22 protein-coding genes are annotated in these 24,330 nt (G+C 44.7%); 11 read left to right on the top strand and 11 right to left on the bottom strand.

What is annotated here, in order from left to right:
* Position 1: 1 nt before the first annotated feature.
* From pstC to RCO25_RS27820, 4 genes are all read right to left on the bottom strand, one after another.
* Positions 2 to 865: a phosphate ABC transporter permease subunit PstC gene (gene pstC, locus RCO25_RS27835; protein ID WP_308999353.1), complete on the bottom strand. Its 864-nt coding sequence runs from the start codon at positions 863 to 865 to the stop codon at positions 2 to 4.
* Positions 866 to 1,060: 195 nt separating this feature from the next.
* On the bottom strand, positions 1,061 to 2,059 hold the full coding sequence (locus RCO25_RS27830; RefSeq protein WP_308999339.1) for a PstS family phosphate ABC transporter substrate-binding protein: 999 nt from the start codon (positions 2,057 to 2,059) through the stop codon (positions 1,061 to 1,063).
* Between the two features lie 99 nt (positions 2,060 to 2,158).
* Positions 2,159 to 3,412 carry a methyl-accepting chemotaxis protein gene (locus RCO25_RS27825; RefSeq protein WP_308999338.1) on the bottom strand — a complete coding sequence of 418 codons (1,254 nt, stop codon included), beginning with the start codon at positions 3,410 to 3,412 and terminating at the stop codon, positions 2,159 to 2,161.
* A 305-nt stretch (positions 3,413 to 3,717) separates the two neighbouring features.
* Positions 3,718 to 5,787, bottom strand: coding sequence for a beta-galactosidase (locus RCO25_RS27820; RefSeq protein ID WP_308999337.1), 2,070 nt, complete (start codon positions 5,785 to 5,787; stop codon positions 3,718 to 3,720).
* A 134-nt stretch (positions 5,788 to 5,921) separates the two neighbouring features.
* Between RCO25_RS27820 and RCO25_RS27815 the strand changes: the two genes are divergently transcribed.
* The 5 genes from RCO25_RS27815 to RCO25_RS27795 all read left to right on the top strand — a co-directional run bounded on the left by RCO25_RS27815 (position 5,922) and on the right by RCO25_RS27795 (position 9,657).
* Positions 5,922 to 6,770 (top strand): helix-turn-helix transcriptional regulator, encoded by an 849-nt coding sequence (locus RCO25_RS27815; RefSeq protein WP_308999336.1) that lies wholly within the window; start codon positions 5,922 to 5,924, stop codon positions 6,768 to 6,770.
* A gap of 136 nt (positions 6,771 to 6,906) precedes the next feature.
* Entirely contained in the window at positions 6,907 to 8,094 is a 1,188-nt protein-coding gene (locus RCO25_RS27810; RefSeq protein WP_308999335.1) for a M20 family metallopeptidase, read from the top strand.
* Positions 8,095 to 8,127: 33 nt separating this feature from the next.
* On the top strand, positions 8,128 to 8,886 hold the full coding sequence (locus RCO25_RS27805; RefSeq protein ID WP_308999334.1) for a threonine/serine exporter family protein: 759 nt from the start codon (positions 8,128 to 8,130) through the stop codon (positions 8,884 to 8,886).
* A 35-nt stretch (positions 8,887 to 8,921) separates the two neighbouring features.
* The gene (locus RCO25_RS27800) at positions 8,922 to 9,350 is read left to right on the top strand and encodes a threonine/serine exporter family protein (protein WP_308999352.1); all 429 of its coding nucleotides are present in this window, start codon (positions 8,922 to 8,924) and stop codon (positions 9,348 to 9,350) included.
* A gap of 37 nt (positions 9,351 to 9,387) precedes the next feature.
* On the top strand, positions 9,388 to 9,657 hold the full coding sequence (locus RCO25_RS27795; protein WP_308999333.1) for a hypothetical protein: 270 nt from the start codon (positions 9,388 to 9,390) through the stop codon (positions 9,655 to 9,657).
* A 120-nt stretch (positions 9,658 to 9,777) separates the two neighbouring features.
* Here RCO25_RS27795 and RCO25_RS27790 read toward each other — a convergent pair whose 3' ends face one another.
* The gene (locus RCO25_RS27790) at positions 9,778 to 10,626 is read right to left on the bottom strand and encodes a lipoate--protein ligase family protein (protein ID WP_308999332.1); all 849 of its coding nucleotides are present in this window, start codon (positions 10,624 to 10,626) and stop codon (positions 9,778 to 9,780) included.
* A 201-nt stretch (positions 10,627 to 10,827) separates the two neighbouring features.
* Between RCO25_RS27790 and RCO25_RS27785 the strand changes: the two genes are divergently transcribed.
* Positions 10,828 to 11,694 (top strand): AraC family transcriptional regulator, encoded by an 867-nt coding sequence (locus tag RCO25_RS27785; protein WP_308999331.1) that lies wholly within the window; start codon positions 10,828 to 10,830, stop codon positions 11,692 to 11,694.
* Between the two features lie 29 nt (positions 11,695 to 11,723).
* Here RCO25_RS27785 and RCO25_RS27780 read toward each other — a convergent pair whose 3' ends face one another.
* From RCO25_RS27780 to RCO25_RS27770, 3 genes are all read right to left on the bottom strand, one after another.
* A complete protein-coding gene (locus RCO25_RS27780; protein ID WP_308999330.1) occupies positions 11,724 to 12,446 on the bottom strand; it encodes a response regulator transcription factor in 723 nt (240 codons plus the stop codon).
* A gap of 114 nt (positions 12,447 to 12,560) precedes the next feature.
* Positions 12,561 to 14,336: a two-component system histidine kinase PnpS gene (pnpS, locus tag RCO25_RS27775; RefSeq protein ID WP_308999329.1), complete on the bottom strand. Its 1,776-nt coding sequence runs from the start codon at positions 14,334 to 14,336 to the stop codon at positions 12,561 to 12,563.
* 72 nt (positions 14,337 to 14,408) lie between these two features.
* Positions 14,409 to 15,392: a bile acid:sodium symporter family protein gene (locus tag RCO25_RS27770; RefSeq protein WP_308999328.1), complete on the bottom strand. Its 984-nt coding sequence runs from the start codon at positions 15,390 to 15,392 to the stop codon at positions 14,409 to 14,411.
* A 110-nt stretch (positions 15,393 to 15,502) separates the two neighbouring features.
* Here RCO25_RS27770 and RCO25_RS27765 point away from each other — a divergent pair, with 110 nt between their 5' ends.
* The 3 genes from RCO25_RS27765 to RCO25_RS34945 all read left to right on the top strand — a co-directional run bounded on the left by RCO25_RS27765 (position 15,503) and on the right by RCO25_RS34945 (position 17,377).
* Positions 15,503 to 16,285 carry a YfbR-like 5'-deoxynucleotidase gene (locus tag RCO25_RS27765; RefSeq protein ID WP_308999327.1) on the top strand — a complete coding sequence of 261 codons (783 nt, stop codon included), beginning with the start codon at positions 15,503 to 15,505 and terminating at the stop codon, positions 16,283 to 16,285.
* Between the two features lie 517 nt (positions 16,286 to 16,802).
* Complete coding sequence (locus tag RCO25_RS27760; protein ID WP_308999351.1) at positions 16,803 to 16,937, top strand: transposase; 135 nt, start codon at positions 16,803 to 16,805, stop codon at positions 16,935 to 16,937.
* Positions 16,938 to 17,131: 194 nt separating this feature from the next.
* A complete protein-coding gene (locus tag RCO25_RS34945) occupies positions 17,132 to 17,377 on the top strand; it encodes an IS3 family transposase (protein ID WP_374992178.1) in 246 nt (81 codons plus the stop codon).
* 336 nt (positions 17,378 to 17,713) lie between these two features.
* Here RCO25_RS34945 and RCO25_RS27755 read toward each other — a convergent pair whose 3' ends face one another.
* A complete protein-coding gene (locus RCO25_RS27755) occupies positions 17,714 to 18,715 on the bottom strand; it encodes a DGQHR domain-containing protein (protein WP_308999326.1) in 1,002 nt (333 codons plus the stop codon).
* 141 nt (positions 18,716 to 18,856) lie between these two features.
* On the opposite strand from RCO25_RS27755, the gene RCO25_RS27750 reads away from it, so the two are divergent.
* Complete coding sequence (locus RCO25_RS27750) at positions 18,857 to 19,204, top strand: helix-turn-helix domain-containing protein (protein ID WP_308999325.1); 348 nt, start codon at positions 18,857 to 18,859, stop codon at positions 19,202 to 19,204.
* Positions 19,205 to 19,296: 92 nt separating this feature from the next.
* A complete protein-coding gene (locus tag RCO25_RS27745; protein ID WP_308999324.1) occupies positions 19,297 to 20,064 on the top strand; it encodes a DUF6602 domain-containing protein in 768 nt (255 codons plus the stop codon).
* A 160-nt stretch (positions 20,065 to 20,224) separates the two neighbouring features.
* Here the strand turns inward: RCO25_RS27745 and RCO25_RS27740 are convergent, their stop codons facing one another.
* Positions 20,225 to 22,813 carry a DEAD/DEAH box helicase gene (locus RCO25_RS27740; protein ID WP_308999323.1) on the bottom strand — a complete coding sequence of 863 codons (2,589 nt, stop codon included), beginning with the start codon at positions 22,811 to 22,813 and terminating at the stop codon, positions 20,225 to 20,227.
* Entirely contained in the window at positions 22,806 to 23,777 is a 972-nt protein-coding gene (locus RCO25_RS27735; RefSeq protein ID WP_308999322.1) for a HamA C-terminal domain-containing protein, read from the bottom strand. The genes RCO25_RS27740 and RCO25_RS27735 overlap by 8 nt, the downstream gene beginning before the upstream one ends.
* Positions 23,778 to 24,330 lie beyond the last annotated feature (553 nt).

The following is a 24,330-nucleotide window of genomic DNA, read 5'->3' as shown; positions in this document are numbered from 1 at the left end:
CTTAGTACTCCTCTCTGAATTTTCTTGCGATATACTGGGCAAGAATATTGAGCAGGAACGTAATGACGAACAGCGTCATGCCGACCGCGAAGATCGATCCGTACTCAACCGTTCCGTGCGGCGTATCTCCAAGGCTGACCTGAACGATATAAGCGGTCATCGTCTGGATACTGTCAAGCGGATTAGCGGTCATATTAGGCGTAGAGCCCGCTGCCACTGTAACGATCATCGTTTCGCCGATCGCCCGTGAGAAAGCGAGAACCGCTGAAGCCACGATACCGGAGAAAGCGGCTGGCACAACGATTTTCAAAGCAACCTCGAATCTTGTAGCTCCAAGGGCATATGCGCCATCGCGCAGACTGCGCGGAACCGATGACATCGCATCCTCACTTAGCGAGCTAACCATCGGAATGATCATAATACCGACTACGATACCTGCGCTTAACGCGTTGAAAATGCCAGCGCTGTTGAATAGACTCTGGATAAGAGGCGTTACCAAGCTTAATGCGAAGTAACCGTATACGATTGTCGGTACACCTGCAAGCACTTCTAAAATGGGCTTAACGATTTTGCGAACCCGCTTCGGCGCATACTCCGATAAGTAAATGGCACTCGCAAGTCCTAGCGGAATAGCAACTAAACAGGCGATAAACGTAATCATAAGCGTGCCTGACAGGAGCGGCAGAACGCCGAAGCTTTTTGGCGCGATTAACGGTGACCATTTGGTCCCAAACAAGAAATCTAAAATCGGTATTTTCTGAAAAAACTGATAGGTTTCCGAGATGAGTGTGACGACAATACCTATCGTTGTTAGAACGGATACGGATGCGCATAGAAACAATAGGATTGGCATCACTTTATTCATGATGCTTACGCGTTTATTTTTGAAATCATAGATTTCTTTGTTTAATGTTTGAGCCTCACTGACCGTTTCCAGTCCTTGCCCTTGCCTTTGCATTGCGGCGTCCTCCTTCTTGCCTTTACAATTCGTTTACATATGTGCCGAGAAAAATGTGATGTCCCTCGAGACACCACATTTTTCACTCAGCCTGTTTGCTGTTTATTGGATTTTTGCTGCTTCTGTAGCGTATTGCTCATCTGGAAGCGCAACATAACCAACTTCGCCTGCATATGTTCCAATGTTGTTGATGTAGTATTTCACGAACTCATTTACTTCTGGACGCTCAAGCTCTTTATTGTTTACATAGATATAAAGCGGACGGGACAATGGAGCGTAGCTTCCGTCTTTAATCGTGTCATAAGTCGGCGTGATTGCGCCGCTGCCGCCGTCAATTGGCACAACTTTCAATTTGTCTTGGTTTTCTTCAAAGTATGCAAAGCCGAAGTAGCCGAGACCGTATTTGCTGCCGGATACGCCTTGAACGAGCGCGTTGTCATCTTCGGAGAAGCTGATTGCTTTATCGTTGCGAATGCCTGCTTTATCTAGAATTGCTTCGTTGAAATAGTCATATGTTCCGGAATCAGCGCCTGGCGAGAACATCACGATTGGTTCAGCTGGGAATGTATCACGAACATCTTTCCAAGTTGTAACCGTGCTTCCTGTTAGGAAAATTTTGTTCAACTCTTCAACCGTCAAGTGATCGATGAAATCATTGTCTTTGCTAACAACTACGGACAAACCGTCAAATGCTACCGAAAGCTCAGTGTACTCGATGCCTGCATCCTTACAAGCTGTTGCTTCTTCGTCTTTGATTGGACGGGAAGCGTCTGCGATTGCGATCTCGCCTGCGCAAAATTGCTTGAAGCCGCCGCCTGTGCCGGATACGCCGACTGGTACGCGTACATCTGCATGCTCTTTATTAAATTCTTCAGCGATTGCTTCTGTTAGAGGGAAAACTGTGCTTGAACCGTCAATTTTAATTTCGCCTGACAATTTAACCGCTTCTTCTGTTGGAGCGTTTGTTGCGTTATTCGAAGTGCCTGTATTTTCTGAACCTGTATTTCCACCGTTTGTATTATTTCCACATGCAGCCGCAAATGCGAGCAGCACCACCATCGACAACATCAAGATCCCCTTAAAGCCCTTTTTCTTCAACAACACTACCACTCCTCTTATTTTTCTCTTAGGGTCAGCCCCTGTGCCTCTTATAATACTAGCCGTTTGTAAACCTCGTATTCTGTTTTTGTAAACTCCATGTTAAAAATACGATTGCTGCAATTTTTCCATTTCGCCGGCTACATGAACGGATTGCTGATGCGCCTGCTCCGTCAATGATCCAATAAGCTGCGCACTGTTCCGGTTATCCGCCGCTGCCCGGAACAAACGATTAAATGCGTCTACCGCTTCATTGACATGGGCTTCGCTTGCAATGGTCTCCGTACGGCCGGTTTGCGCTAGAGTCGCCGTTTGTGAAATAGCTTCTACGATGGTTCTCGTCAAAGTTGTGATTTCATTCGCGAATTTCTTCGTTTGTCCCGCGAGCTTCATCACTTCGCCGGCTACTACCGCAAAGCCGAGCCCATGCTCGCCTGCACGCGCTGCTTCTATAGAAGCATTAAGCGCAAGCAAATTGCTTTGCTCCGCAAGCTCTTTGATTAACAAGGACACTTTGCTGATGGAACCCGCTTCCGACTGCAGCTCGTTCATGCGTTTTTCTTGCAGCTGCGAGTTTGCGGCAATCGCATCAAATGCTTTCGTGACCTTATCCAGCTCGTTTTTGCCGCTTAGGGTTAAATCGACCATCTCCACAGACAAGGACTCGCCCTGCGCTGTGGACTCGCGAACGCTGCTAACTGCCTGTTCAATCTCCTTCACTCGCTGCTCTGCGGAGCGAATCGTGCTCATTTGGGCAGCAACCGCTTCCTGCTGCAGCATGCTGGACAGCTTAAGCAAGTCGGATACGGTCAAAACGCCTGCCAATCTGTTGTTAGCCGTGACGATGACGCAATCATATAGGACGCTGTCATGACGGCTTAAGGCGCTGTCGATCAACTGCTGCGGCTCATCCTCATAGTCTACCAGCAAAGGCAATGCATCCATCAGCTTCGTAATCGGCTTATCATCATACAAGTCGGCGCTAAAGCGGTGTCCCAGCTTCAAGAAGAAACGATTTCGCATCATTAATCCGATGGGAGTCCCTTGTTCGTCAGTCACAATGATACATTCGCTTTCCGGGTGCTTTTTGAACACCGCAATCGTCTCCCGGCAGGTCCGCTCTGCTCCAATTGTCGGTGCTTGACGCAAAAAATGCCTCAAGGCTGCAGACTCGGACACGGCTGGCTTTGACTTTGCGGTAAGCTGTTGAACCGTTTGATCAATGACTTGTCCAGCAGCCGGCTTTCCTACTTTTGTTTGCTGCGGATCTTTTCCGTTAAGTGGTGCTTTCGGATCAATATTCTCATTTTTTTCGTTTACCGAGGGTATTAGTTTATCCAGAACAGTCGATGTCACTCCTCATCACCTTCCTTCTATTTCCTTATTCACCCACTATAGGTCGGAAGCATCAACAGGAATAAGCAGAAATGTTATCGGAATGTTAAATTCGACAATATTTTTTTATATTCGGTAAAATGATTCTTTTGGGAAACGCAAGCGTAAATGGCTGTCGCCGTCCTCTGTGGCAAAAGCAGTCGTTTCGCGGAGATATATAAGCACATTTATATGTGAAAACATATAAATTCTTATATATCAAAAAAAGCTGTGCGCAGCGTACAAGATCTTGTACGTTACACACAGCTTTTTATAATGGATAATGATTATTCGGAAGCCCTTTTCAAAATTCGGCAGCTGTAAGCGCCAAGATCGACGCTCTTCCCAGCCGCTTCCCCCGTTAACAAATCGGTATAGGCACGGCCATCAAGGGCAACCGAAGCCTCGTTCGCGCTAAAATTAGACACGAATACATAATCGCTTATGCCATCGGTACGCAGTTGTGCAGTTACACCCTGCGGCAGCTCCGTATTCAGCACGCGCTTGATGCCCTCTTGCTCGACAATCCGCGCCAGCAGATCGTTTGTAAAGGCTGCTTCATTGCGGGAAGCAATATAGTAAGCCTTGCCCGCCCCCAGACGGTTAACCGTCAATGCCGGACGTCCAGCGTAAAAGTCTTCGCCGTATACGGCAAGCGTTTCTGCTCCCTCCAGATGGATGAGGTCGCATAATTCGCGCGCCGTGTACTCGCCGCTCAGGCCAAGCGCGTTGCCGTCATTCAAAACGATACGGTTGGAATCATGATCATGCAGAGAATCGATTTCCTCGGACCAAATGCCTAGTGTCTTCCGCAGAGGTCCCGGGAAACCATTTAGGAAGCATAAGTCATTCTCATCAACGATGCCTGTCCAGTAGGTAGCAACGAAAGTACCGCCATTTTCGACGAAACGCTCGATCCGCTCGCCAACGCCTGGTCGAACCATATAGAGCATTGGAGCTACCAGCACTTTATAAGAATCGAATGGGCATTCCGAATCGATAATATCAACCGGTACCCCTAAGTCCCAGAAAGGACGGTAATGGCGCTTCGCCGTTTCTTCATAATGCAGACCTCCATTGCGAGGGCCCTGCGAATCCTTCACTGCCCAGCGGTTCTCCCAATCGTAAATGAGCGCAACCTCCGGCTTCACCGTCGTTCCGACAACCTCTGTCAGCTTCTCCAATGTCTCACCCAGCCCGGCAACATCACGGAATACGCGCGTGTGCTCGTGCCCAACATGGTCAACTACCGCTCCGTGAAGCTTTTCGCTTGAGCCTCTGCTCTTGCGCCACTGGAAATATTGAACGGTGTCCGAACCATGCGCGACGGCTTGAAGCGAGGACAGCATATGCATGCCTGGGCGCTTCACCTTGCTGACCGGCTGCCAGTTCGTCATGCTCGGCGTGCTCTCCATCAGCATGAACGGCTTACCTCCGCCCAAAGAACGGAATACATCATGGTTGAATCCGATCCAAGCCGCCTGCTCGCTGTCATCCCCGCCGTTGTCATGCCATGTCGGGTAAGCATCCCATGAAATCATGTCGAGAAGCTCTGTAAACTTCCAATAGTTAAGCGGCTCAAAATCAAGCATGAAATTTGTCGTAATCGGCAGCTCGCTGTTTGCAGCGCGCAGCGGTTCGATCTCGTTACGGCAGAAATCAACCGTTTGATCCGTTACGAATCTTCTCCAGTCCACATTTTGACCATGAACGGCCTTCTCGCCGCGTTCCGTCGGAGACTCAACTTGGCTCCAATCCGTATACGTATGGCTCCAGAATGTCGTCCACCAAGCATCGTTAAGCGCTTCGAGGGAACCGTATTTATTTTTTAGCCAGCCGCGGAATGCATCTTCGCAATACGAGCAGTGGCATTCGCCGCCGTATTCATTCGAAATATGCCAGCCAATGACAGCCGGGTGATCGGAATAACGCTCAGCCAGCTTCGTGTTCATAATGGTTACCTTCTCGCGGTAAACAGGCGAGCTAAAGCAGTGGTTATGGCGTGCGCCATGCAAATTGCGGATGCCGTTCGGTGCTACGCGCAGCACTTCCGGATATTTTTGAGACATCCATACCGGACGCGCACCGCTTGGGGTAGCGAGCAGCGCATAGATGCCGTTAGCAGCAAACTTATCAAGCAGCGTATCCAGCCAATCAAATGTAAATACGCCTTCCTCAGGTTCAATAGCCATCCAAGCAAAAATACCAACCGACATGACATTGCAGTGCGCAAGCTTCATGAGCCGGATGTCTTCTTCCAGCACCTCGGGGTATTTTTGCCATTGATCCGGATTATAATCTGCACCATGCAGCATTTGCGGAATTTTTGAACTAATCGGCGGAAATTTCAAACTCATCTCAGCGACCTCCAGTTTCATCTTGATTGCAGCCATTATTGGATATACTGTTTGGATATACTATAATGATATTCATATTATAACTCGTTCAAATGAGTAACAAAATAACAGTATATTCGCATCACTTTAAAAATATGAAACTGGAGGCGGCGATTATCGATACGATGGTTTTTCCGATTTTGACCGAGTCGGACACGACGCTCCCCGTCTATCTCACGAGTATCGGGCATTGGAGCAATCAAGAGCCGATCGACCGCCCGAACGGGTATCCTCATTTTCAATGGCTCCAGGTCATTGACGGCTCGGGCGAGCTGCATGTCGGCGATCAGAGGATGACGGTGCGGGCCGGCCAAGGGTTCTGCTTGTTTCCGAACGAGCAGCATCAATATTTTTCAATCCAAGAGCCGTGGGATGTGATTTGGATGAGCTTTCGCGGGGACTTATCCGACAAGCTGTTCAGGCAGGCCGGAATCACGCAATCCGGTGTCTATTCTACCGCTGATCATGATATGATTGTTACCCATATGAAAAACATTTACGCCATGACGCAATCCGGCCGTGCTTTTCTGGGGCTCGAATGCTCGAAGCAGGTTTACATGTTTTTGCTCGATTTGATGAAGGTTATTCTTGTGAGCTCGCATTCCGTGGAGCAGAACTACTTAAAGCTGCAGCCCGTCCTGCAATATATTGAAGCGCATTATAATGAGCTCATTACGATAAAGGATATGGCAGGCTGCATCGACGTAACGCCGCAGTATTTATGCCTGCTGTTCAAGAAAGCGCTAAAAATGCGGCCAATGGAATATGTCAACCGGGAACGCGTCAATCGGAGCAAGGAGCTTATGTTCCGTGAGAGTGAAATTAAGATGCATGAAATCGCCAGCCGCGTCGGCTTCGACTCCCCAAGCTACTTCAGCTCCGTCTTCAGGCGGCTTGAAGGACTAAGCCCCGAGCAATTCAAGAAAATACATGGCATGCGATAGCGCTTCGCTGCTTGGCGTGCGCGGAATGGATAGAACGCATTGCAAAAGCCTATTACTTTTAGAGCTATAAGCACACCCGTGCGCTTTTCCTGCGAATTTCCATGCTTCGAGACCCTTTAGGAGGTTTAATAATAATATGACCGATAAAAAACTTGTTTTCAATGAAATTGATCAATACGCAGAGGCGTTTCGCGACATATCGCGGTCCGTAGGCAGCCGGCCGGAGCTTGGCCATGAAGAGTTTTTTGCATCGGAGCTGTTATGTACGGAGTTATCCAAATACGGCTTCGAGGTGGAGCGCGGTATCCTGGACATCGAAACGTCTTTTATCGCCGTATTCGATACCCATAAACCAGGACCAACAGTAGGCTTCCTATGCGAATACGACGCGCTGCCGGTAATCGGGCATGCCTGCGGTCATCATCTGATTTGCTCCATGAGCGTCGCAGCGGCTGTCGGACTCAAAGCCGCGCTGCTAGCTGGCGGGCTTGGCGGTAAAATCCGCATTTACGGCACACCTGCCGAAGAAACTCGCGGTGCTAAAGTACCGATGGCGGCAGCAGGTTTATTCGATGACTGCGACTTTGCGCTAATGGCCCATCCGTACCATACCTTCGAGCAATCTGGCGAATCGCTGGCGCTGGATGCGATCCAATTTGAATACACCGGCCTATCAGCCCATGCAGCGGCAAGTCCCTATGAAGGCATAAACGCGCTCGACGCGGTGCTTCAGCTGTTTAACAGTATCAATGCGCTTCGTCAGCAGACACGCAGCGATGCGCGTATTCACGGCATTATCGACAACGGCGGCAAAGCGCCGAACATCATTCCAGACTATGCTTCAGCCAAATTTTACGTCCGCTCGGCTTCCCGCACTTACACGGATGAGCTAACCGCAAAGGTGCTGCGCTGCGCGGAAGGCGCTGCTCTGCAAACCGGATGCACGCTGACGACTAATCAATTTGAGTTCTCCTATGACGAGCTGCTCACTAATGAAGCGCTGTCCGAGCAGTTTAACGCAAATCTCATTGAAGCCGGCATCCGTCCGGAACAAATCGAGATCGGCAAGGATCACGGATCCTTGGATCTCGGCAACGTTTCGGTCCGCTGTCCGGCAATCCATCCCTTCGTCAAAGTTGTTCAAGATCGGCTGCTGCTTCATACGGAAGCGTTCCGCGATGCTGCCATGACCGATTATGCGCTTGACGGGATGTTATTCGGCGCCAAAATGCTTGCCGCTACCGCGTTCGACGTATTTGCTGATCCGGCTCTGCTTGCGCGGATTCGCTTGGAATTCGAGCAGCAAATGAGAAGCGGAAAGTAACTACACTTCGCTTGGACAAGGAGGCAGGCCAAATTGAATAGGAGCATTATAAACAGTCATGAAATCACTCAAATCTGCTTATTGGCCGGCAAAATCATTTTGCAAAACGGGGGCGAAACCTACCGTGTCGAGGACACGATGGTTCGCATTGCGGCAGCTTACGGCATTGAGAACTCGCATAGCTTCGTAACGCCGACAGGCATTATTTTTGCCATCGACGGTTCCTCCCAAATGACGAAGCTCATTCGGATATCCGAGCGGTCAACGAATTTGCTTAAAGTATCCCTTGTCAACGATATCTCTAGAAGAATAAGCACAGGAAAGCTTGCAGCAGGCGATGCGCATCGCCTGCTGCAAGAAATCGATACGAATGCCTTTGTGTATCCTACCTGGTTAAAAATTATTGCAGCGGCCATCGCCAGCGGATGCTTTCTCATCATGTTTCAAGGCAGCTGGCGCGACTTTCTGCCTGTCATGCTGATTGGCGGCATCGGTTTCGGGTTTCTGATGCAGCTGCACCTTATCGTGCCGATTAAGTTTTTCGCCGAGTTCATCTCTGCCTTGCTGATCGGCTCCTTGTCCGTGCTGTTTGTACATAAGGGCTTTGGTTTTGACTTAGATAAAATCATCATCGGTTCGGTTATGCCCTTGGTTCCCGGCCTGCATATTACCGCGGCAGTCCGCGACTTAATGGCCGGCCATCTCGTATCGGGCCTTTCAAAAGGGGCAGAGGCCTTTCTCACCGCATTCGCTATCGGAGCTGGCATAGCCGCCGTGCTTTCCTTTTACTAATTCGTTAATTCGCTATCTGGAGGTGCATCATCTTGATGATGCTTGAACAGCTCATAACAAGCTTCATAGCTACGGCAGCCTTCGGTCTCATCTTCAACGTGCCGAAGCGGACGCTGCTGCACTGCGGCGCTGTCGGCATGATTGGCTGGCTGATCTATGTGACTTGTATTCAGCTCGATTTAGACTCGATTCCGGCAACCCTGATTGCTGCCTTTATCGTGACGGTGATAAGCCAGCTGTTCTCCAAGCTTTACAAAACACCTATTATTGTATTTAGCGTGTCGGGAATTATCCCATTAGTTCCAGGTGGTCTCGCTTACGATGCGATGCGGAATGTTGTCGAAGACAATTATGACATCGCGGTACAGCTTGCCGTGAAGGCATTTATGATTTCGGGGGCTATCGCAATTGGACTTGTATTCTCGGAAGTCATCAATCAGATCATTCGCAAAACCGAACGTTAGAAAGCACTTGCTTAGATTAGCTGCGAGAGGAGAATTCATGATGCTTACCATCATAAAGCCTGACGGCCGGATCGATGACGAGAAGATATGGCGGAGAGTGAAGCTGTATCAGGGAATGAATGGAAGCTGTGTCGAGAGGATCTATGTCACGGCTGCCGAAGTTCTCGTGTTTAAGCCGCTGACAAATAATGATCAGCTGGGTAAGGAGATTTGGGTAAATGAACATATCCTACCTGCTCTTCCTCCAATATATCCGCGAATGATATCTCATTCCCTTCCTTATTCTCGCTATGGATGCTCAGGCTGATCGCTGAAGATATCCGTGCCAATAAAGGGATATGGCCTCTTCACCAATTAAAGCAGCAGCTTTCCGAAACGACTGAAAACCTCATGCAATGCGCGGAATATCTATGAGCAAGACCGCTTATTACGCTTGAATGGCATACCTGGCCCGCATAACCTCAGCCATAGACCGTATTTGCTCTTGGGATGGCATCGCCATCTTTGCCTCGGCGTCAATTATGCCCGCTTCCGTTTGCAGCGACCTGATAATCCGTTTTACGGATTCGACGAAAACTTCTCCCGCATCAGGGCCGAGTCCCGTCAACTGCTCCAAGCTGGCGGTGCTATCTGCATCGACGATGGGATAATCTTTCGAATCCGCACCGACTACTGCTTGATCATAGAATTTCCGCACAAAACGAGCCCTTTCCTGACCGGATCCCTCTGTAATAATGAAAGCTTGTACAATGAAAGCATGCGTTTGCCGACGCTGCGCAATGCCGCAAAACTTATACCCGTTGATACTCAAATCAAAATCGCCAGGGCAATACGCTCCTCGTATTTCTCCTTTGTCGACTTGACAGCCCGTTTCCTGCAAGGCATGGCGAATCAGCCCGTACATCCGTTCAAAATCATCATGGAAATGAAACGATTCCACCGATGGCTTCGGCATAATCAATGAAATATTGATCACTCCCAAATCAAGCGGAACCGCCGCGCCTCCAGAGTTGCGGACGGCAGTCGCCCACCCCGCTGATTGAAGTTCTTGTTCTGCACTAGCAGCTTCAGGCAATCGACTATCCCGCAAGCCCATCACAAAGCCGCGTGGATGGCGCCATATATGACAAATTGACGGTCCGCCTTTCCCCGTGCTCCGGCATAGCAGCTCATCCAGCGCAAAGGAATATAATACATCCGCTTCAGACAGCTCATCCCGACGATCCAGCACCAGAACATTTTCAAGCCCCAAATCCTTAAGTAATTCCTGTCCCATTAGTCTTCGTCCAGCCCTCTCCTGCTTTTCGTTCCCCATCATTGCTATGTAATCTATTCTAACGATAAATGCGCCTTCATGCATCTTCTCTGGCGTTAACAGACAAAATACATTTTATTATGTTTTCCCCTTATTGCTAATGACGAACGCTTTCAATACAATAAGGATATTGTCATGCAGCGCCAAGGGGGAAGCAATACAGTGGAAGCCATAAACGAAAAAGTCGCATACGAAAACCCATTGCTGTCGCTGCGGATTTTTCAGACGATGCGCGATCTTGATGGATTTACAAACTGGCATTATCATAAACAGCTTGAGCTGCTGCTCATTCTTGAAGGCGATCTGGACGTTTATATCGATGAGGAAAGCTTTCATCTGACGACGGGAGATGTCATGCTCATAGGAGCCTCCGAGCTGCACCGCGACCGCAGCCATAGCCTGCTCGATTACATCGTGCTCCAATTTGATTTGGAGCCGTTTTTTGACCAGAGCACGATTCCTTATATGCGTTATTTCTCGGAAACCCAAATGCCGCTAAGCAAAGCGAATTACATTTTCCAAGAAAACAGTAACGTCAAGCAGCAAACCGCTTCCTGCATCCAGCAAATGTTGAATGAAGCTACCCGCAAGGAAACCGGCTACGAGCTGGCGGTCAGCGTGCTCATTAAGCAAATATTGCTGCTGCTGCTTCGTCATGATACCCGGAAGGTGCTTATTGAACAGGATAATTTCGACCGTATCCGGCTTAAGCCGGTGCTGGATTACATCGAAAATCATCTAACTGATCGCATCCAGGTCGAAGAGGTTTGCAAAATCGCCAATATGAGCTACTACTATTTCGTCAAATATTTCAAAAAGACGATTGGTCTTTCTTTTACGGAATATGTGAATTATCGCAAGGTGAAGTGGGCTGAGCGGATATTATTGACAAAGGATTTGAGCATTTCAGAGGTTGGCGAACGGATTGGCATGCCGAATATGGCCCATTTTTATAAAATGTTTAAAAAATACAATGACTGCTCGCCGAAGCAATTCCAGCGTAAAATGCTCGTATGGAATCGGCAGTAGCCTCCGAAATCAGAAAAAGCTCGTCCACCCTACAATTTCGGGGTAACGAGCTTTTTTGGCATAACGAGCTTATAGCCCACGCCGCGGATTGATTCAATTTGAACCGATTGCTGACCCAGCTCCAGCTTCTTCCGCAAAGAACTCACATGAACATCTACCGTACGCTGACCGCCGATATAATCGAAGCCCCATACGACATTCATCAGATCATCCCGCGTAATAACCATGCCTGGGCGCTGTACAAGATAAAGTAAAACCTCAAATTCCTTTGGTCTAAGCGGAATTGTATCTCCGTTTAAAATAACCTCGTATTTCTCTGGATAAATCGATAAATCACCAGCCGTTATAACCTTTTCCGTCGTTTCAATCGGCTTGCTGTCATCGAGCTGTGTCCGGCGAAGCACTGCAGATACGCGCGCGAGGAGCTCAGCTACGCCAAATGGCTTCGTGATATAGTCGTCGGCGCCATGCTTCAGACCTTGTACAACCTCTTCCTCTGCATTCCGGGCGGTTAAAATAATGACCGGCGTTCTAACGCCGTTTTGGCGAAGACGGTTCAAAATTTCAAAGCCGTTCATGCCGGGAAGCATGATGTCTAGGATGACCAAATCGAAATTACGCTGCAAAGCGGTTTGCAAGCCTTCTCCGCCATGATCGATAACGGTCGTTTCATAGCCCTCTTGGGTCAAATTGTACGACAGAAGCCTTGCTAATGTCGGTTCATCTTCAATGACGAGCACTTTATGCGACATGTTACCTCCAACCTCGCGAATGGCGGCGCCAAAAAGCTAGCGCCGCATCCGCATATTTAAGACGTTTAATGCTAGTTTATCATGGTTTCATGAAGAATAGGTAAATCTTTTTTTCTATTGCAGGACTGGCAGCTCAATGGTGAACGTCGAGCCAACTCCTGCCGAGCTTGTAACCGAGATCGTTCCTTTATGCAGCTCGACGAGATGCTTTACAATTGACAAGCCAAGCCCCGTACCGCCTGAGCTGCGCGAACGCGCCTTGTCCACGCGGTAAAACCGTTCGAAAATACGCGGCAGATCCTTTTTCGGAATGCCGATTCCCGAATCAGTAATTTGGATACGAATGTAATCATCGCCGAGGCCTTCAATTTTTAAGGATACTCGGCCGCCTTCAGGCGTATAATTAATGCCGTTTGAGAGCAAATTCATAATGATTTGCCGCAGCCGATCCTCATCCGCTTCCACATATAAGCCTGGCTCGATATTCATGCTGAGCTCGATTCTTTTGCGGGCAGCCTCCGATTCCAAGAGCTTAATCGACTTCTCTGCAAAGGTATCTACTTCTACAGGAGAAAATACAAGCGGAACGCGGCGCGATTCGATTTTGGACAACTCCAAGATATCGCCGATCAGCCGGTTGAGCCGGTCACTCTCATCATATATGATTTGCAAAAAAGAACGCGCCGTTTCTTCATCATTAACCGCACCGCCAAGCAGCGTCTCCGCAAAACCCTTTACTGCGGTTATCGGAGTTTTCAGCTCATGGGAGACGTTCGCGACAAATTCGCTGCGCATACGCTCCAGTCGTCGGATAGCCGATACGTCCTGCAGTACAAGGAGCACGCCTGAGAAATCATTGCCATCCGGATGAATCGGAACCAGATTAAGCTCAAGCAGACGTTCTTCCGGAAAATAAAACGTAATTTCCTCTCGCAGATGCGCTCTGCTCTTCAGGCCCTCTTGTATCATTTGCGACAGTTCATATTGCTGCTTTGCTTCAGCAAAATGACGTCCGACAAGCTCGCGTGCGGAAAATCCAAGCACTTCCTCTGCGCGCCTGTTCATCAATACGATTTTCCCGTTGCGATCAATCATCACAATTCCGTTTATCATATTATCGAGAACGCTCTCGAGCTGATTCTCATTTTGCTGGATACGTGTCATTTGAACCTGCAGGCTGTCTGCCATTGCATTAATAGCATTACCCAGCTCCCCAATTTCATCCTGCTTCGTAACCTTTACCCTTGCCCGGTAATCCATATTTTTGATCCGCTTGGCAACCTTCGTAATTTGCTCGAGCGGCCGTGTCAAACTTAGCGCAAGACGATAACTGATTAAGGCGGCAATAAGGAATAGCACCAGCAATCCGGCGAAAAGAAGCGCCGTCAATTTACGTATGCTTTCTTCCACCTCCTCCAAACTCATCGCCAAACGAATGACATCCGGAGCTTGATTTGGCACGATCGTTACAGGGATCGCCACGTACATCATATTTTGCTTGATCGTTTCGCTTGCCCGAATCGCTCTTCCCGTTCCTGATTTGAGCGCTTCCTTTACTTCCACTCGATCAAGATGATTGTCCATTTCCTTCGGATCTCCGTCAGAGTCGCCAAGCACCACGCCGTCATTGCGAATAAAAGTAACCCGTGCGCCTGTATAATGCTTAAGCTCCTTCGCCTCATCCGTATAATAACCGTACAGTACTGGGAGCGCTCCTGACTTCCATTCCATTTTTGCTGAAATAATCTGCATCTCGCGAACCATGTTGTCTTCAAGCGCATTAATATGGTTATCTTTAAAAGTTTTGACCATGAATAGCCCTGCTGCAATGACCGATAATGCGATCATCGCGATCATAATGAGCGTCAGCCTGGTGCGAAAGCTGTTCATCCGGTTCACTCCCTACGTTTTTACAAGCACAGGCCGCTTTCGTCGTACATCCCCTGACCTAACATACAACGTTTATCGTACATGCGCCGCCGTACTTTCGCCAGTCTTGTTTTTGTTAAGTTTTTGTAAAACATAATGATGTACCGTAGCGAGCGGCTGCTGAATGAGAATCGATAATACGACGGGCACAGCAGCAAGCGGACTGAAATAACCGAGCGCAAGTACGATGCCGAGCGAAATGTTGCGCATCCCCGTCGCATACGACACCGTCACCTGCTGCTCGTAATTCCGCAGCCCGGCAGTACCGATATAACCAAAAGCATAACAAATGCCGACAAGCACGATTACAACCGGAACGAGCAGCGCCATATCCTGCTTCAGCTTGTCCAGATGCGGCGCGATTGCCGAGGCATTCAACGAGACAACGGCAACAAAACAAAACTTGGAGAGCGGTGACGTGTAGGGTGCCACCGCATTTTGAATACGGCCGCGGCTCATCTGATTTAGCGCGACGCCGATAATTGTAGGAAGCACGATAATGACGAGCAAATCCATAATGATAGGACCTGCCTTTACCTCTACGGCCGAGTCAAAGAAGAAATGAATGCCGGCAGGTACAACTAACGGGCTTAGCGCGGAATCCAGCACCACCATCGCCAGCATGAGCGGGACGCTGCCGCCGGACATCCCTACCCAAAGCACGGTCGAGACGCCAATCGGAATAATGGTAAATAGTACGAGTCCCACTACATAGGGAGAATTTGCTCCAAAAGCAAGCGTGCCAAGACCATAGGCAACCAGAGGTGAGAGCACATGGGCAATCAGGAAGGTTAGCGCCATGATCCCCGGGCGCTTCATCACCACTCGCAATTGGCTCAAGCCGCAGCCAATAGCCATCGTCAGCGTGACATACGCAAACAAATAGGGCACGGATTTAATGAAGGGTTGAAGCTGCGAAGCAAATATAAAACCAAGTACTAAGGAGCCTGGGATAATAATAAACATCCACTTCTCAAAATATCGATTAAAGGCTAAACCGAATTCACGCATCATCATTCCCTCATTTACCTCATCTAGTCGTTTCTATACATAAGCTTTATAATAACATAGACAATCCTGCACATGAACGGAATCTCTTGAACTTCGATTAGCTAAGGAGCCGATTTATGAAAAACGGAAAATTCACCAACACGATTATTCGCATGCAATACGTGCCGAGATGGAGTGAGCACGCTCCGCGTTTTGAAGACAATGCTTCTGCTCACAGCTTTAGATGCGCCGCTTTGTCCATTATGATAGGCATTATCGAGGAAAAGGTATTCAACGAGCCGATCGACAAGCTTAAGCTTCTCGGCAGATGCCTCTGGGGAGATCTTAAAAATACGGGTACCGGCTCAATTAAGCATGTCACCAAAAAGGAATCGCTCGTCATGAATCATATTCAGGATTTTGAGATGGAGCTGAGTAAGGAAATTGTTTCCTATCTATCAAAATCGCTGCAAGCACAGGCATTCGATTATATCGTCAATGCACAGGATAATACGCATATCGGCCGTTTGGTCGATGCTATCGATACGTTTGATGCTTACCTCTTTTGTCACCGGGAATCGCGCCATGATACAAATCCCTTCTTTCATGCCAAGCATAAGGAGCTGGAGCTAGCATTGCAAGCTACAGAGCTGCGCTCCATTCTCTGGCTTCTGGAGGAGTACAATAAGCAAGCCGGCTTATTTGAATTTATCCAGTACATCGTAAGTCTTGATACCGTAAAAAGATGGAACGGCAGCTATAACCTCGTGCCCGACAATGATGCGACGCATTCCTTCCGCGTTGCTTCGCTTGCTTTGTTTAACGGACTGCTCGAAATCGAGCGCTTTGGCAATAAAAGCATCGATCTTTATACGCTTTTAGCGAAGGCTACGCTCCATGACTTGCCCTTATCTATATAAAACTGTACTTAAATAATTTGTACAAATAATTGGTGATGAAAGAGCCCGAATGACTTATTATTGTTGCATATATCAACAACCCTAGCAAAAACGATACTGCACATTAAGCAATTGTTCATAGTTATAGGAATAATACGGATCATACTTGAACCGTTTTTTATTTTTTGCACAGTATTGTGTACGGTAGAATTCAGATTAGTCACCGTTTTTATGGAAGGAGTACCGAAGTGAAGTGTGAGAGTTTTCTAACCTTGCCAAACAAATAATCGTCCCAAAGCACAACACATAGATTACATAACACTGATAATGGGGGACTATGTATTACCTCATCGTCGTTACTTATTTTAGGACTAAGAAGTTTCAGGGCAAAATGCCAAAGTCAGGCTATCGCTTAGTGAAGAGGGATAAGGGATAATACTGAAGCCATCGAGAAATACGGAAATGATATGGATCGGCTACATTAAGATGAACAGAAAAAATAAGGGCTAGTAGAATAAAAAGATCAGATAAGTAGCGGATCTACTATGTCCAAAAAAGACGTACATTTACGACCGAATTCAAAAAGCAGATGGTTCAGTTATATGAGAACGGAAAATCGAGAGCGAGTCTTGTTCGTAAATATGATCTGACTGCATCTGCATTGGATTGTTGATTCACACAAAATCAGAGAACAGGATCTTTTCAAGAAAAAGATAATCTTACAGCAGAGGAAAACGATCTCTTAGCCATACTTAAAGAAATCCAACAACTGTGGATGGAGAATTACATTTTATAGCAAGCCGAGCTGATCCTGGGACGAAAGAAAATGTGATTTGAAATAACGCACACAAGTACTCGGTATCAGCAATGTGCAAAGTCCTGCAACTATTACGCAGCATCTATTATTACAAGCCAGAACCTCCAGAGAATGAAGAAGTGCAGAAACTGGAGAATGTGGTTGAGGAAATTTTCATAGCCAATCGAAACAACTATGGAACGCGTAAAATCAAGGTAGAACTGAGAAATAAATCGTTGAAGGCTTCACGTCCTAAGATCGGCCAAATCAAAAACAAACATGGCCTAGTTTTCGAATTACGTAGTAGCGCAATATAAACCGTTTAACAGCGATTCTAACGAGTCTAATGCCAAGAATGAACTACACGCATGTTTGCTCAGGATGAGCCATTCGCCGTTGTCGTGAGTGATCTGAGGTATGTATGAGTAGTTAGTAAATGGCACAACGTATGCTTATTTGTTGATCTTTTCAATCGTGAAATGATTGGCTTTAGCAGCGGCCCCATGGAAGACAGTAGCGTTGGTTTAAAAGGCTATTGCAAGTTTCTCTGTGCGACTTGATTGGCTCAATTATAGTACATACTTGGAAGGTATTTACTATAAAAAACGAACACTCAATTCATAAATTGAGTGTTCGTCAGTCGACTAATCTTTTTAATTAGAGTCAGGAATCAATATCGAATGTAAATCTGTCGCAAGTGACTTTGATCCGCTAACACCTTTAATATATCTCAATGGTCCACTGGATGACCAGTCAACAACGGAAAGTCTCTGGATACGTTTAATAACATTCTGAAGATCAACCTTTTTACGTGTTTCGTGAATATATTTAAGTAAGAGACTTTTACCTGCCATCGATAAAGCATCCAAGCAAACGATGTGTGTTAGCCTGTATTCATTGTAATCATTCCATTCCTCAAAGAGACTTTCCCTTATGCCATTGTAATAAGTAATAGCTATGTTGAATTTATCTTCTTTAGCGAAAGGAGTAATTTTAGGATCTGAAAAGAGATGTTGTAGAGTACGATATAAGTTTTGAAGTGTTACATGCCTACCTTTTGTTCGTTTACCAATTATACTGCCAATTTGATAAAATGGACTTTCTTTACGAACCATTAGTTCTGTAGCTACCCAACTGAGATCATCGGAGTCTCTTCGTAGATATTTGTTCAGCGAAGATCCGATTCCTTTAGCCTTTGTATTAATTGTATCAAATAATTTTATCTCTTCATCTTCATCAAGATAGTGAAATGCTAAAAAGGGAACTGAAAGGTCAGTATTAGTTTCACTAAGGTATTGATCCAGTCCCTTCATTCGGTGTTGTCCATCCATTAAGGATGCTTTACCCTTGCATAATAAACGTCCGAAATTTGGACGTTGTCGATCATATGGGGCGAATTCCCAATTCGATGCAGCATTTAATAAGATTGGTGTAAATAATGCTTCATCCCCAAGAGATAAATATTGGGCAAAATCATTAGAGCGTTTAATATTTACAGGTCTTTGATATCCTTTTCCACTAGGTAAGTCAAATGGTTTAATATACATAAGTTGCCTGCCAATATGAACGGAAACAGCGCTTTGATAAACCATTTTCCCTCGTAATTTTCCTGTAAGAACATTTTCAATAACAATTTGATTAACCAATTTATCCATGATGTCTTTCCTCCCTAAGAGTGTTTTAACTCAATAATTCAATAATAGTTCTTAAAACATCTATTTTCAAACGGAAATATATGCTATAAATACGTTTAAGTTTTTTTGCATCTTGCCTACTCTTTAAGAGAGGTGATTATTATGCAAAACTTGATGACTGTAGTCGGTAAACGTATTCGTATTCTTCGAAAAAATAGAGGCTTAACACAGGTACAACTTGGGGAGTTGGTGGAAATCCCTCAATCGTATATAGGGGCGATCGAAAGAGGAGAAAAGAATGTTTCAATTGAAACATTAGAAAGAATAGTAATTGCGTTAGAAATTAGTCCCGAAGAGCTTTTCATTTCTATAAAAAACGATCACAACTTATTTAAGGAGAGACTGCTCGACAAAGTTCAACTTAAACTTCAAGAAAGAGACAGCGATGAAGTTGAAATTATCCATAATTTAATTGTAGATGTATTAAAAGCATTTGATCGCAAAAAATAAGTTGTTGTAGTTGATGCGTACAATTGCAAGCCTTTATAAAAGTGTAAAAGGGTGGATTAGAAATTACTGTTGTAGTTATAGGAGATGAGAAGTTGAGCCTTGAAAACACATTACTTACATATCAAAAAATGATGGAATTACAGTTAGAAGACATACGAGAAAAATACAATCACAAAGGTAATAAAAGAAGTAATGTCGAAAATATTATCCGTGATTTTTTAAAGGAATATCTTCCTCCCTCCAATCGAATCGGGCAGGGAGAGATAGTTGACACTGATGGAAAAGTATCAAATCAAACCGATATTATAATTACGAACGAATATCATCCATTCATAAATGAAAATTTACATGCTCCCGCAAGATTTTTTATTGAGGGAGTTTCTTGTGTTGGAGAAGTAAAAAGTATTCTCAATAGTGCAGACTTAATTGAAATACTCAAAAATTGCAAAAAGTTTAAAGAACTAAAAATTACGTTTGACGGTGGAACTGAAATAAGAATGCCGCAGAATTCAGATGTGGACAGATATGTAAAAAGAAGACCTTATTTTCTCTTTGCTTTTGAATCGCAGTTGACGTTAGAAACCATAAAAAATAAGATTGATGAATACAACCAAGAAAACAATATAAGGTATACAGAACAAATTGATGGCATTTTCTTATTAGACCGTGGCTATATAATTAATGTTGCTGATGGAGAAGGTAGCATAGTTTATAGAAATGAAGATGGTTCGATAATGGAAGGTTTTGTACCTGTATCTAAGGATATTAATGAAAAAATCTTAGTGGGATTCTTATCCTGGATACATATAGTTACCCCGCGAATAATGATGTATCAGTCTTTTTTAACGAAGTACTTATAACATTAATGCAAGCAACGATAAATGGCGACCAATATGGTCGCCATTTATCGTTGTAATATTCAGTATCATAGTTTCACTACGTATTTGTACATTAGAACAGAGAATTTTAGAAAAACGCTGAAGTTGTTCAATATTCTACCAATTTACCGATCAAATCCGTTTATTGGACATTCTTCGTTATTCCATGACGCTCTACTACCTGTGTTAACTCGGTAATTATTATCGATGAAATATCTAATGTCGATGTATCTAAACTTTCCAACCACTTAAGACATTCTGAAACATCTAATCCGTCCGCTACAATGAATTCAGATAGCGCGATAGAAGATGTCCGTGAAAGTCCCAAGCTCATTAACGATATTTGTGTCGCTTGGGATGCACCGAATTCAAGCCAAATATTCATTTTTGGAATCTCTTCAATCAAATCTTGTCTATTATTTTCTTCGAAATATACCTTTAATACATCTGTATAACAAGAAGAAAATTTAACGAACTTAAATCTCGCAAATTCTTCAATATGCTGCATCGAATCGCGAATAACTCTTGGCAATGATCTATTACGAGTACGCCAATATGCCCAGTTCTTCCCGATAATAAAAGACAAACTTTTGCCTCGCATCCAATACAAAACGAGGATGGCATGATAATAATCCAACAGAGCAGTATCACCCGATAAATAAGTCCCTATTCGGTTGATCACTCGCACGTAATTGTCTAGTGCATCTACATTTTCGGGAAATGCAGGAATTAACGTCTCTGGATCGCCTTCGAATCTTCTGAAATATTCCAAAAGATCCTGCTGTGCGAGTGGACTAATACCAGCATTTTGAAAGATAATTTCATCTGGTAATTCGATTTTGTCAACAACGCCCTTAAATAATTCGTCTATTCTATCTGAAAAACCTGATTCCATTTGCAATAAGCCTTTATGCCCCTCAACCGTTCCGTAGCGCAAATAATCGCTGAAGAAGTATACAAATGTATGCTCCAAATCGAGGTTATTGCGTGCAATGTCTCTAGGTGTTCCTAATTCAATGAATTCGATTAAATCACTAGCCTTGTTCACAATAATACTATCAAGCGTTGGTCGTATCGGAAACTTAATTTTTTCTCTTGGCGGTTCCACTGTCCAAAGAATCGGATCAATACATATCACATTTCCTTGGAATTCCTTACCTTGCCTCCCAGCCCTACCTGCGAGGTTCCAAAAATCAATTTCTCCCATTGGTGTTCTATTGCCCTTTTTAGGTTTCCGAACGAAAATCGACTTAGCTGGGAGGTTCACACCTTCGATTAATGTCGAGGTACAAACAAGGAATTTAATTATACCCGCTTTAAAGAGCCGTTCGATTTCATTCTTCACCAATAATGGCATATTACCATAGTGAAACGCTACGCCTCTTCCTAATACGGTTGCTAATGTGTAGTTTGGGTGAATTGCTTTTTTCACGAGTTCAATTAGGTCTGTAAGCTGAATCAGGTCAGACATTGTATCTCCAAACCCGATATTGTTAGATGTTGCTTGCAGATCATATAGAAGAAGTGCGGTTTTTTCTGCTTCAGCTGGACCATTGACATAAACCAAATTACCACCTGATTTATCAGAAAGTGCATGTACTACAAATGGCAACCTTTTGCCTTCGCTTGTAGGTCGAAATGGCAACTCAAAGGTGCCTAGCGATAGAGTAGCACTCCCCAGACATAAGTCCATGTTCCACTTTGTTCGTGAGGCTTCTGATGCCCAAATCAAATTTTGATTTACAGCAATATGTTCGGATAAGATTGGTCGTTTTTCCGCTTTTGTCGGAGCTTGTCCCAACAGAATTTCTGGATTGGATGTCATTGGGCTTGAGAATATGACTTTAACATTCTCAGAACGACGAACGGTCTCATCAATGACTTGTTGCAGTAAAACGCCCCGAGCACCATCACCGATTTTTTGAGCTTCATCTACGACCAGCAAATTAACGATAAGACTTGGTTCTTCATTTAACAACCATAAATACCGTTCTTGAGTTAGAACAAAAATAAAGGATAGTCCCGTATTTTCCTTCCGAACTAAGGGAACCGAAGTAATGAATACATTTTCGATCTCATGTTCTAAAATCGATTGCGCGACATCATTCTCAACCTGCTGTATAAGTGATCGTGTGGGTACAATATAGACAACGATTTTTTTCATTTCATTTTTAAGAAAATCATTTAAAATTTCCAATAGAATAAAAGACTTTCCCGAAGAAGTCGGTGCAGACACGCTCAACCAATCGGTTTCTCTTGAACCATTATATACATCAGCTTGGAACCGATTAACAGAAATTAAACTTTCCATGTCTTTTCCAATAACTGAATACTGAATGCCTCTGTTTATACGCTCTAGCTGGAACATGGTTGGAAACTTATCGGCATAATCATTAGAAAGATATCCTCTTTCAATAGCCAACTTAAGGGACGGCGAGTTTGTTAGCCTGTCCAACACAACGGCCGCTCCCGCCTTTTGTTCTTCGCTTGTGGTTTCTGATGACAAGCAGACATGGGCAATACGGAAAGCAGTGTCGAGGCATACGCTTTCTTCCGAAAGTGCAAATGCGCTCGCACATGTTATGAGATAATTCCAGTCATGCTCTTCTGTTTTGTTACTAGTAATTAAATTAATAAATTGGTTTGATACGGATTCAATTACTACGGGAAGGTACTTTCGCTGAAAACCTTCGATCTTAATCAGTTTAGATGCAAAACTTGTGTTATCCATTTTTTACTTCTCCTAAGAAAAACTCTCTATATTCACTTACAGAAGGAAAGGGAACTAAAAAAATCTCCATATGAAAGTTATGCAACGGAGCTCTATCTTTTAATTTTGTCCCAATTTGTGATTGCCAGTTAGAGATGGCTGCTGCAATTTCTATCGAAACTTGTTCATGACTCTTGCTGTTAGCTTCAATCGGGTAAGTGGTATCATTAAATCCGATCAAACAAACCGCCCTATATTGTAATTTGTTGAACATAGGATCATCAGGATTTAAGAAGCGTAACAGAGCTTCCTCCAACTCTGGATCACCAAGATCAATGAAACTATTGATCAATTGTAGATCTCGCATTTGACTGCCATCAGAACCCCCGTCGTCGCATAAAAACGGTCTGATACTATCCAAGCATGACGTAACTGCGCTGGTAATAGACTCGTACAGTTTAGCTTCCCCCCAATATAGAGCAAGCTTATTATTTGTTTTATCGAACGTCATATGTATAGCATCCGATCCATTGTAATGAAGTTGAGAACTCGTTTTTAATGACATTTTACAAAGGATTTGTGGTAATCCAAGTTGACTTTGGGCAAGCATATATAACAGCATTTCGCCTCCTTCACCTGTTTTTTTCAAGGTTGTAAAGAGACTCTTTGCTTTTGCCTGTAATTCGTAGAATTTTGCGGGTGAGTTATGCTTTATCATATACTCATATGCTTTAGCTATCTCGCTTCTTGGTATCGCATACTCTGTTACCCTTGATGCCACTGCTTTAGCTAAATCCTTTACTCGTGGTCTGTCGTTACCATCGTGAGAAATAATGTAGCAATATACTTTTGCTTTTGTATCAACCACATCAATTTCTGCGTCAATTTTAGTGAGATAAGCTTGGAGTTCTTCCCCATTGCCTCGTAGAAGAGAATCCAGTTTTTCTTCCATTTTGTCTAACAATTCTTTGCTTTCTGCCGACAATTACCTAACCCCCGAGCGTATGCTTTCACATTTTAACCCGCAGCTCTGAAGATAATAAAGAAAGTCCCAGGTTTCCCCCAGGACTTTTTACCGATGCTTTCGGATTTGAAAATAGCATATCATTTAACCTAAATTTTGTATATATTTTTATAAATTATTGTAGCTACAATCACTTTCGCTAACGTTAACCGTTAGCGTAATGATTCGTACTTCTATCTATGATACGGTTCACCGTGGAATAGCTTACAACATGATAACTTGTCTTACTGAATTCGTATTTCAAATAATCATGAATCAGTTTTGAAACATTTCAAAAATAAAATTCGAATTAAAGACACTATATTTTTACATGAAAGTTTCGACTTTCATTGAGCATAGTTTTTGACATTGTAAAGGTGACGGAAGCGGGGATGTATAGAATGGTGTACAAGCCCATAAGCCGTTAGAATGGATTCTAGGCTGTCTGGTGGCGTTTGGAAGGGAGGGGAGTGGTTTATATCATTTAAATAGTTCTTGGGGTGAGAATTGCCGTATGCACATCCGTCGCTCGACT

Origin of the sequence: Paenibacillus sp. LHD-38 (genome assembly GCF_031157315.1) — a bacterium.
In the GTDB taxonomy this organism is placed as follows: domain Bacteria; phylum Bacillota; class Bacilli; order Paenibacillales; family Paenibacillaceae; genus Pristimantibacillus.
This window is presented reverse-complemented; position numbering and strand designations above follow the sequence as displayed.

Bases quoted from the DNA above. Each gene is read 5' to 3' on its own strand.
- pstC (WP_308999353.1), bottom strand. From the start codon at position 865: ATGAATAAAGTGATGCCAATCCTATTGTTTCTATGCGCATCCGTATCC.
- RCO25_RS27820 (WP_308999337.1), bottom strand. From the start codon at position 5,787: ATGAGTTTGAAATTTCCGCCGATTAGTTCAAAAATTCCGCAAATGCTG.
- RCO25_RS27815 (WP_308999336.1), top strand. From the start codon at position 5,922: ATGAAACTGGAGGCGGCGATTATCGATACGATGGTTTTTCCGATTTTG.
- RCO25_RS27810 (WP_308999335.1), top strand. From the start codon at position 6,907: ATGACCGATAAAAAACTTGTTTTCAATGAAATTGATCAATACGCAGAG.
- RCO25_RS27800 (WP_308999352.1), top strand. From the start codon at position 8,922: ATGATGCTTGAACAGCTCATAACAAGCTTCATAGCTACGGCAGCCTTC.
- RCO25_RS27795 (WP_308999333.1), top strand. From the start codon at position 9,388: ATGATGCTTACCATCATAAAGCCTGACGGCCGGATCGATGACGAGAAG.
- RCO25_RS27790 (WP_308999332.1), bottom strand. From the start codon at position 10,626: ATGGGACAGGAATTACTTAAGGATTTGGGGCTTGAAAATGTTCTGGTG.
- RCO25_RS27780 (WP_308999330.1), bottom strand. From the start codon at position 12,446: ATGTCGCATAAAGTGCTCGTCATTGAAGATGAACCGACATTAGCAAGG.
- pnpS (WP_308999329.1), bottom strand. From the start codon at position 14,336: ATGAACAGCTTTCGCACCAGGCTGACGCTCATTATGATCGCGATGATC.
- RCO25_RS27770 (WP_308999328.1), bottom strand. From the start codon at position 15,392: ATGATGATGCGTGAATTCGGTTTAGCCTTTAATCGATATTTTGAGAAG.
- RCO25_RS27765 (WP_308999327.1), top strand. From the start codon at position 15,503: ATGAAAAACGGAAAATTCACCAACACGATTATTCGCATGCAATACGTG.
- RCO25_RS34945 (WP_374992178.1), top strand. From the start codon at position 17,132: ATGTGCAAAGTCCTGCAACTATTACGCAGCATCTATTATTACAAGCCA.
- RCO25_RS27755 (WP_308999326.1), bottom strand. From the start codon at position 18,715: ATGGATAAATTGGTTAATCAAATTGTTATTGAAAATGTTCTTACAGGA.
- RCO25_RS27750 (WP_308999325.1), top strand. From the start codon at position 18,857: ATGCAAAACTTGATGACTGTAGTCGGTAAACGTATTCGTATTCTTCGA.
- RCO25_RS27740 (WP_308999323.1), bottom strand. From the start codon at position 22,813: ATGGATAACACAAGTTTTGCATCTAAACTGATTAAGATCGAAGGTTTT.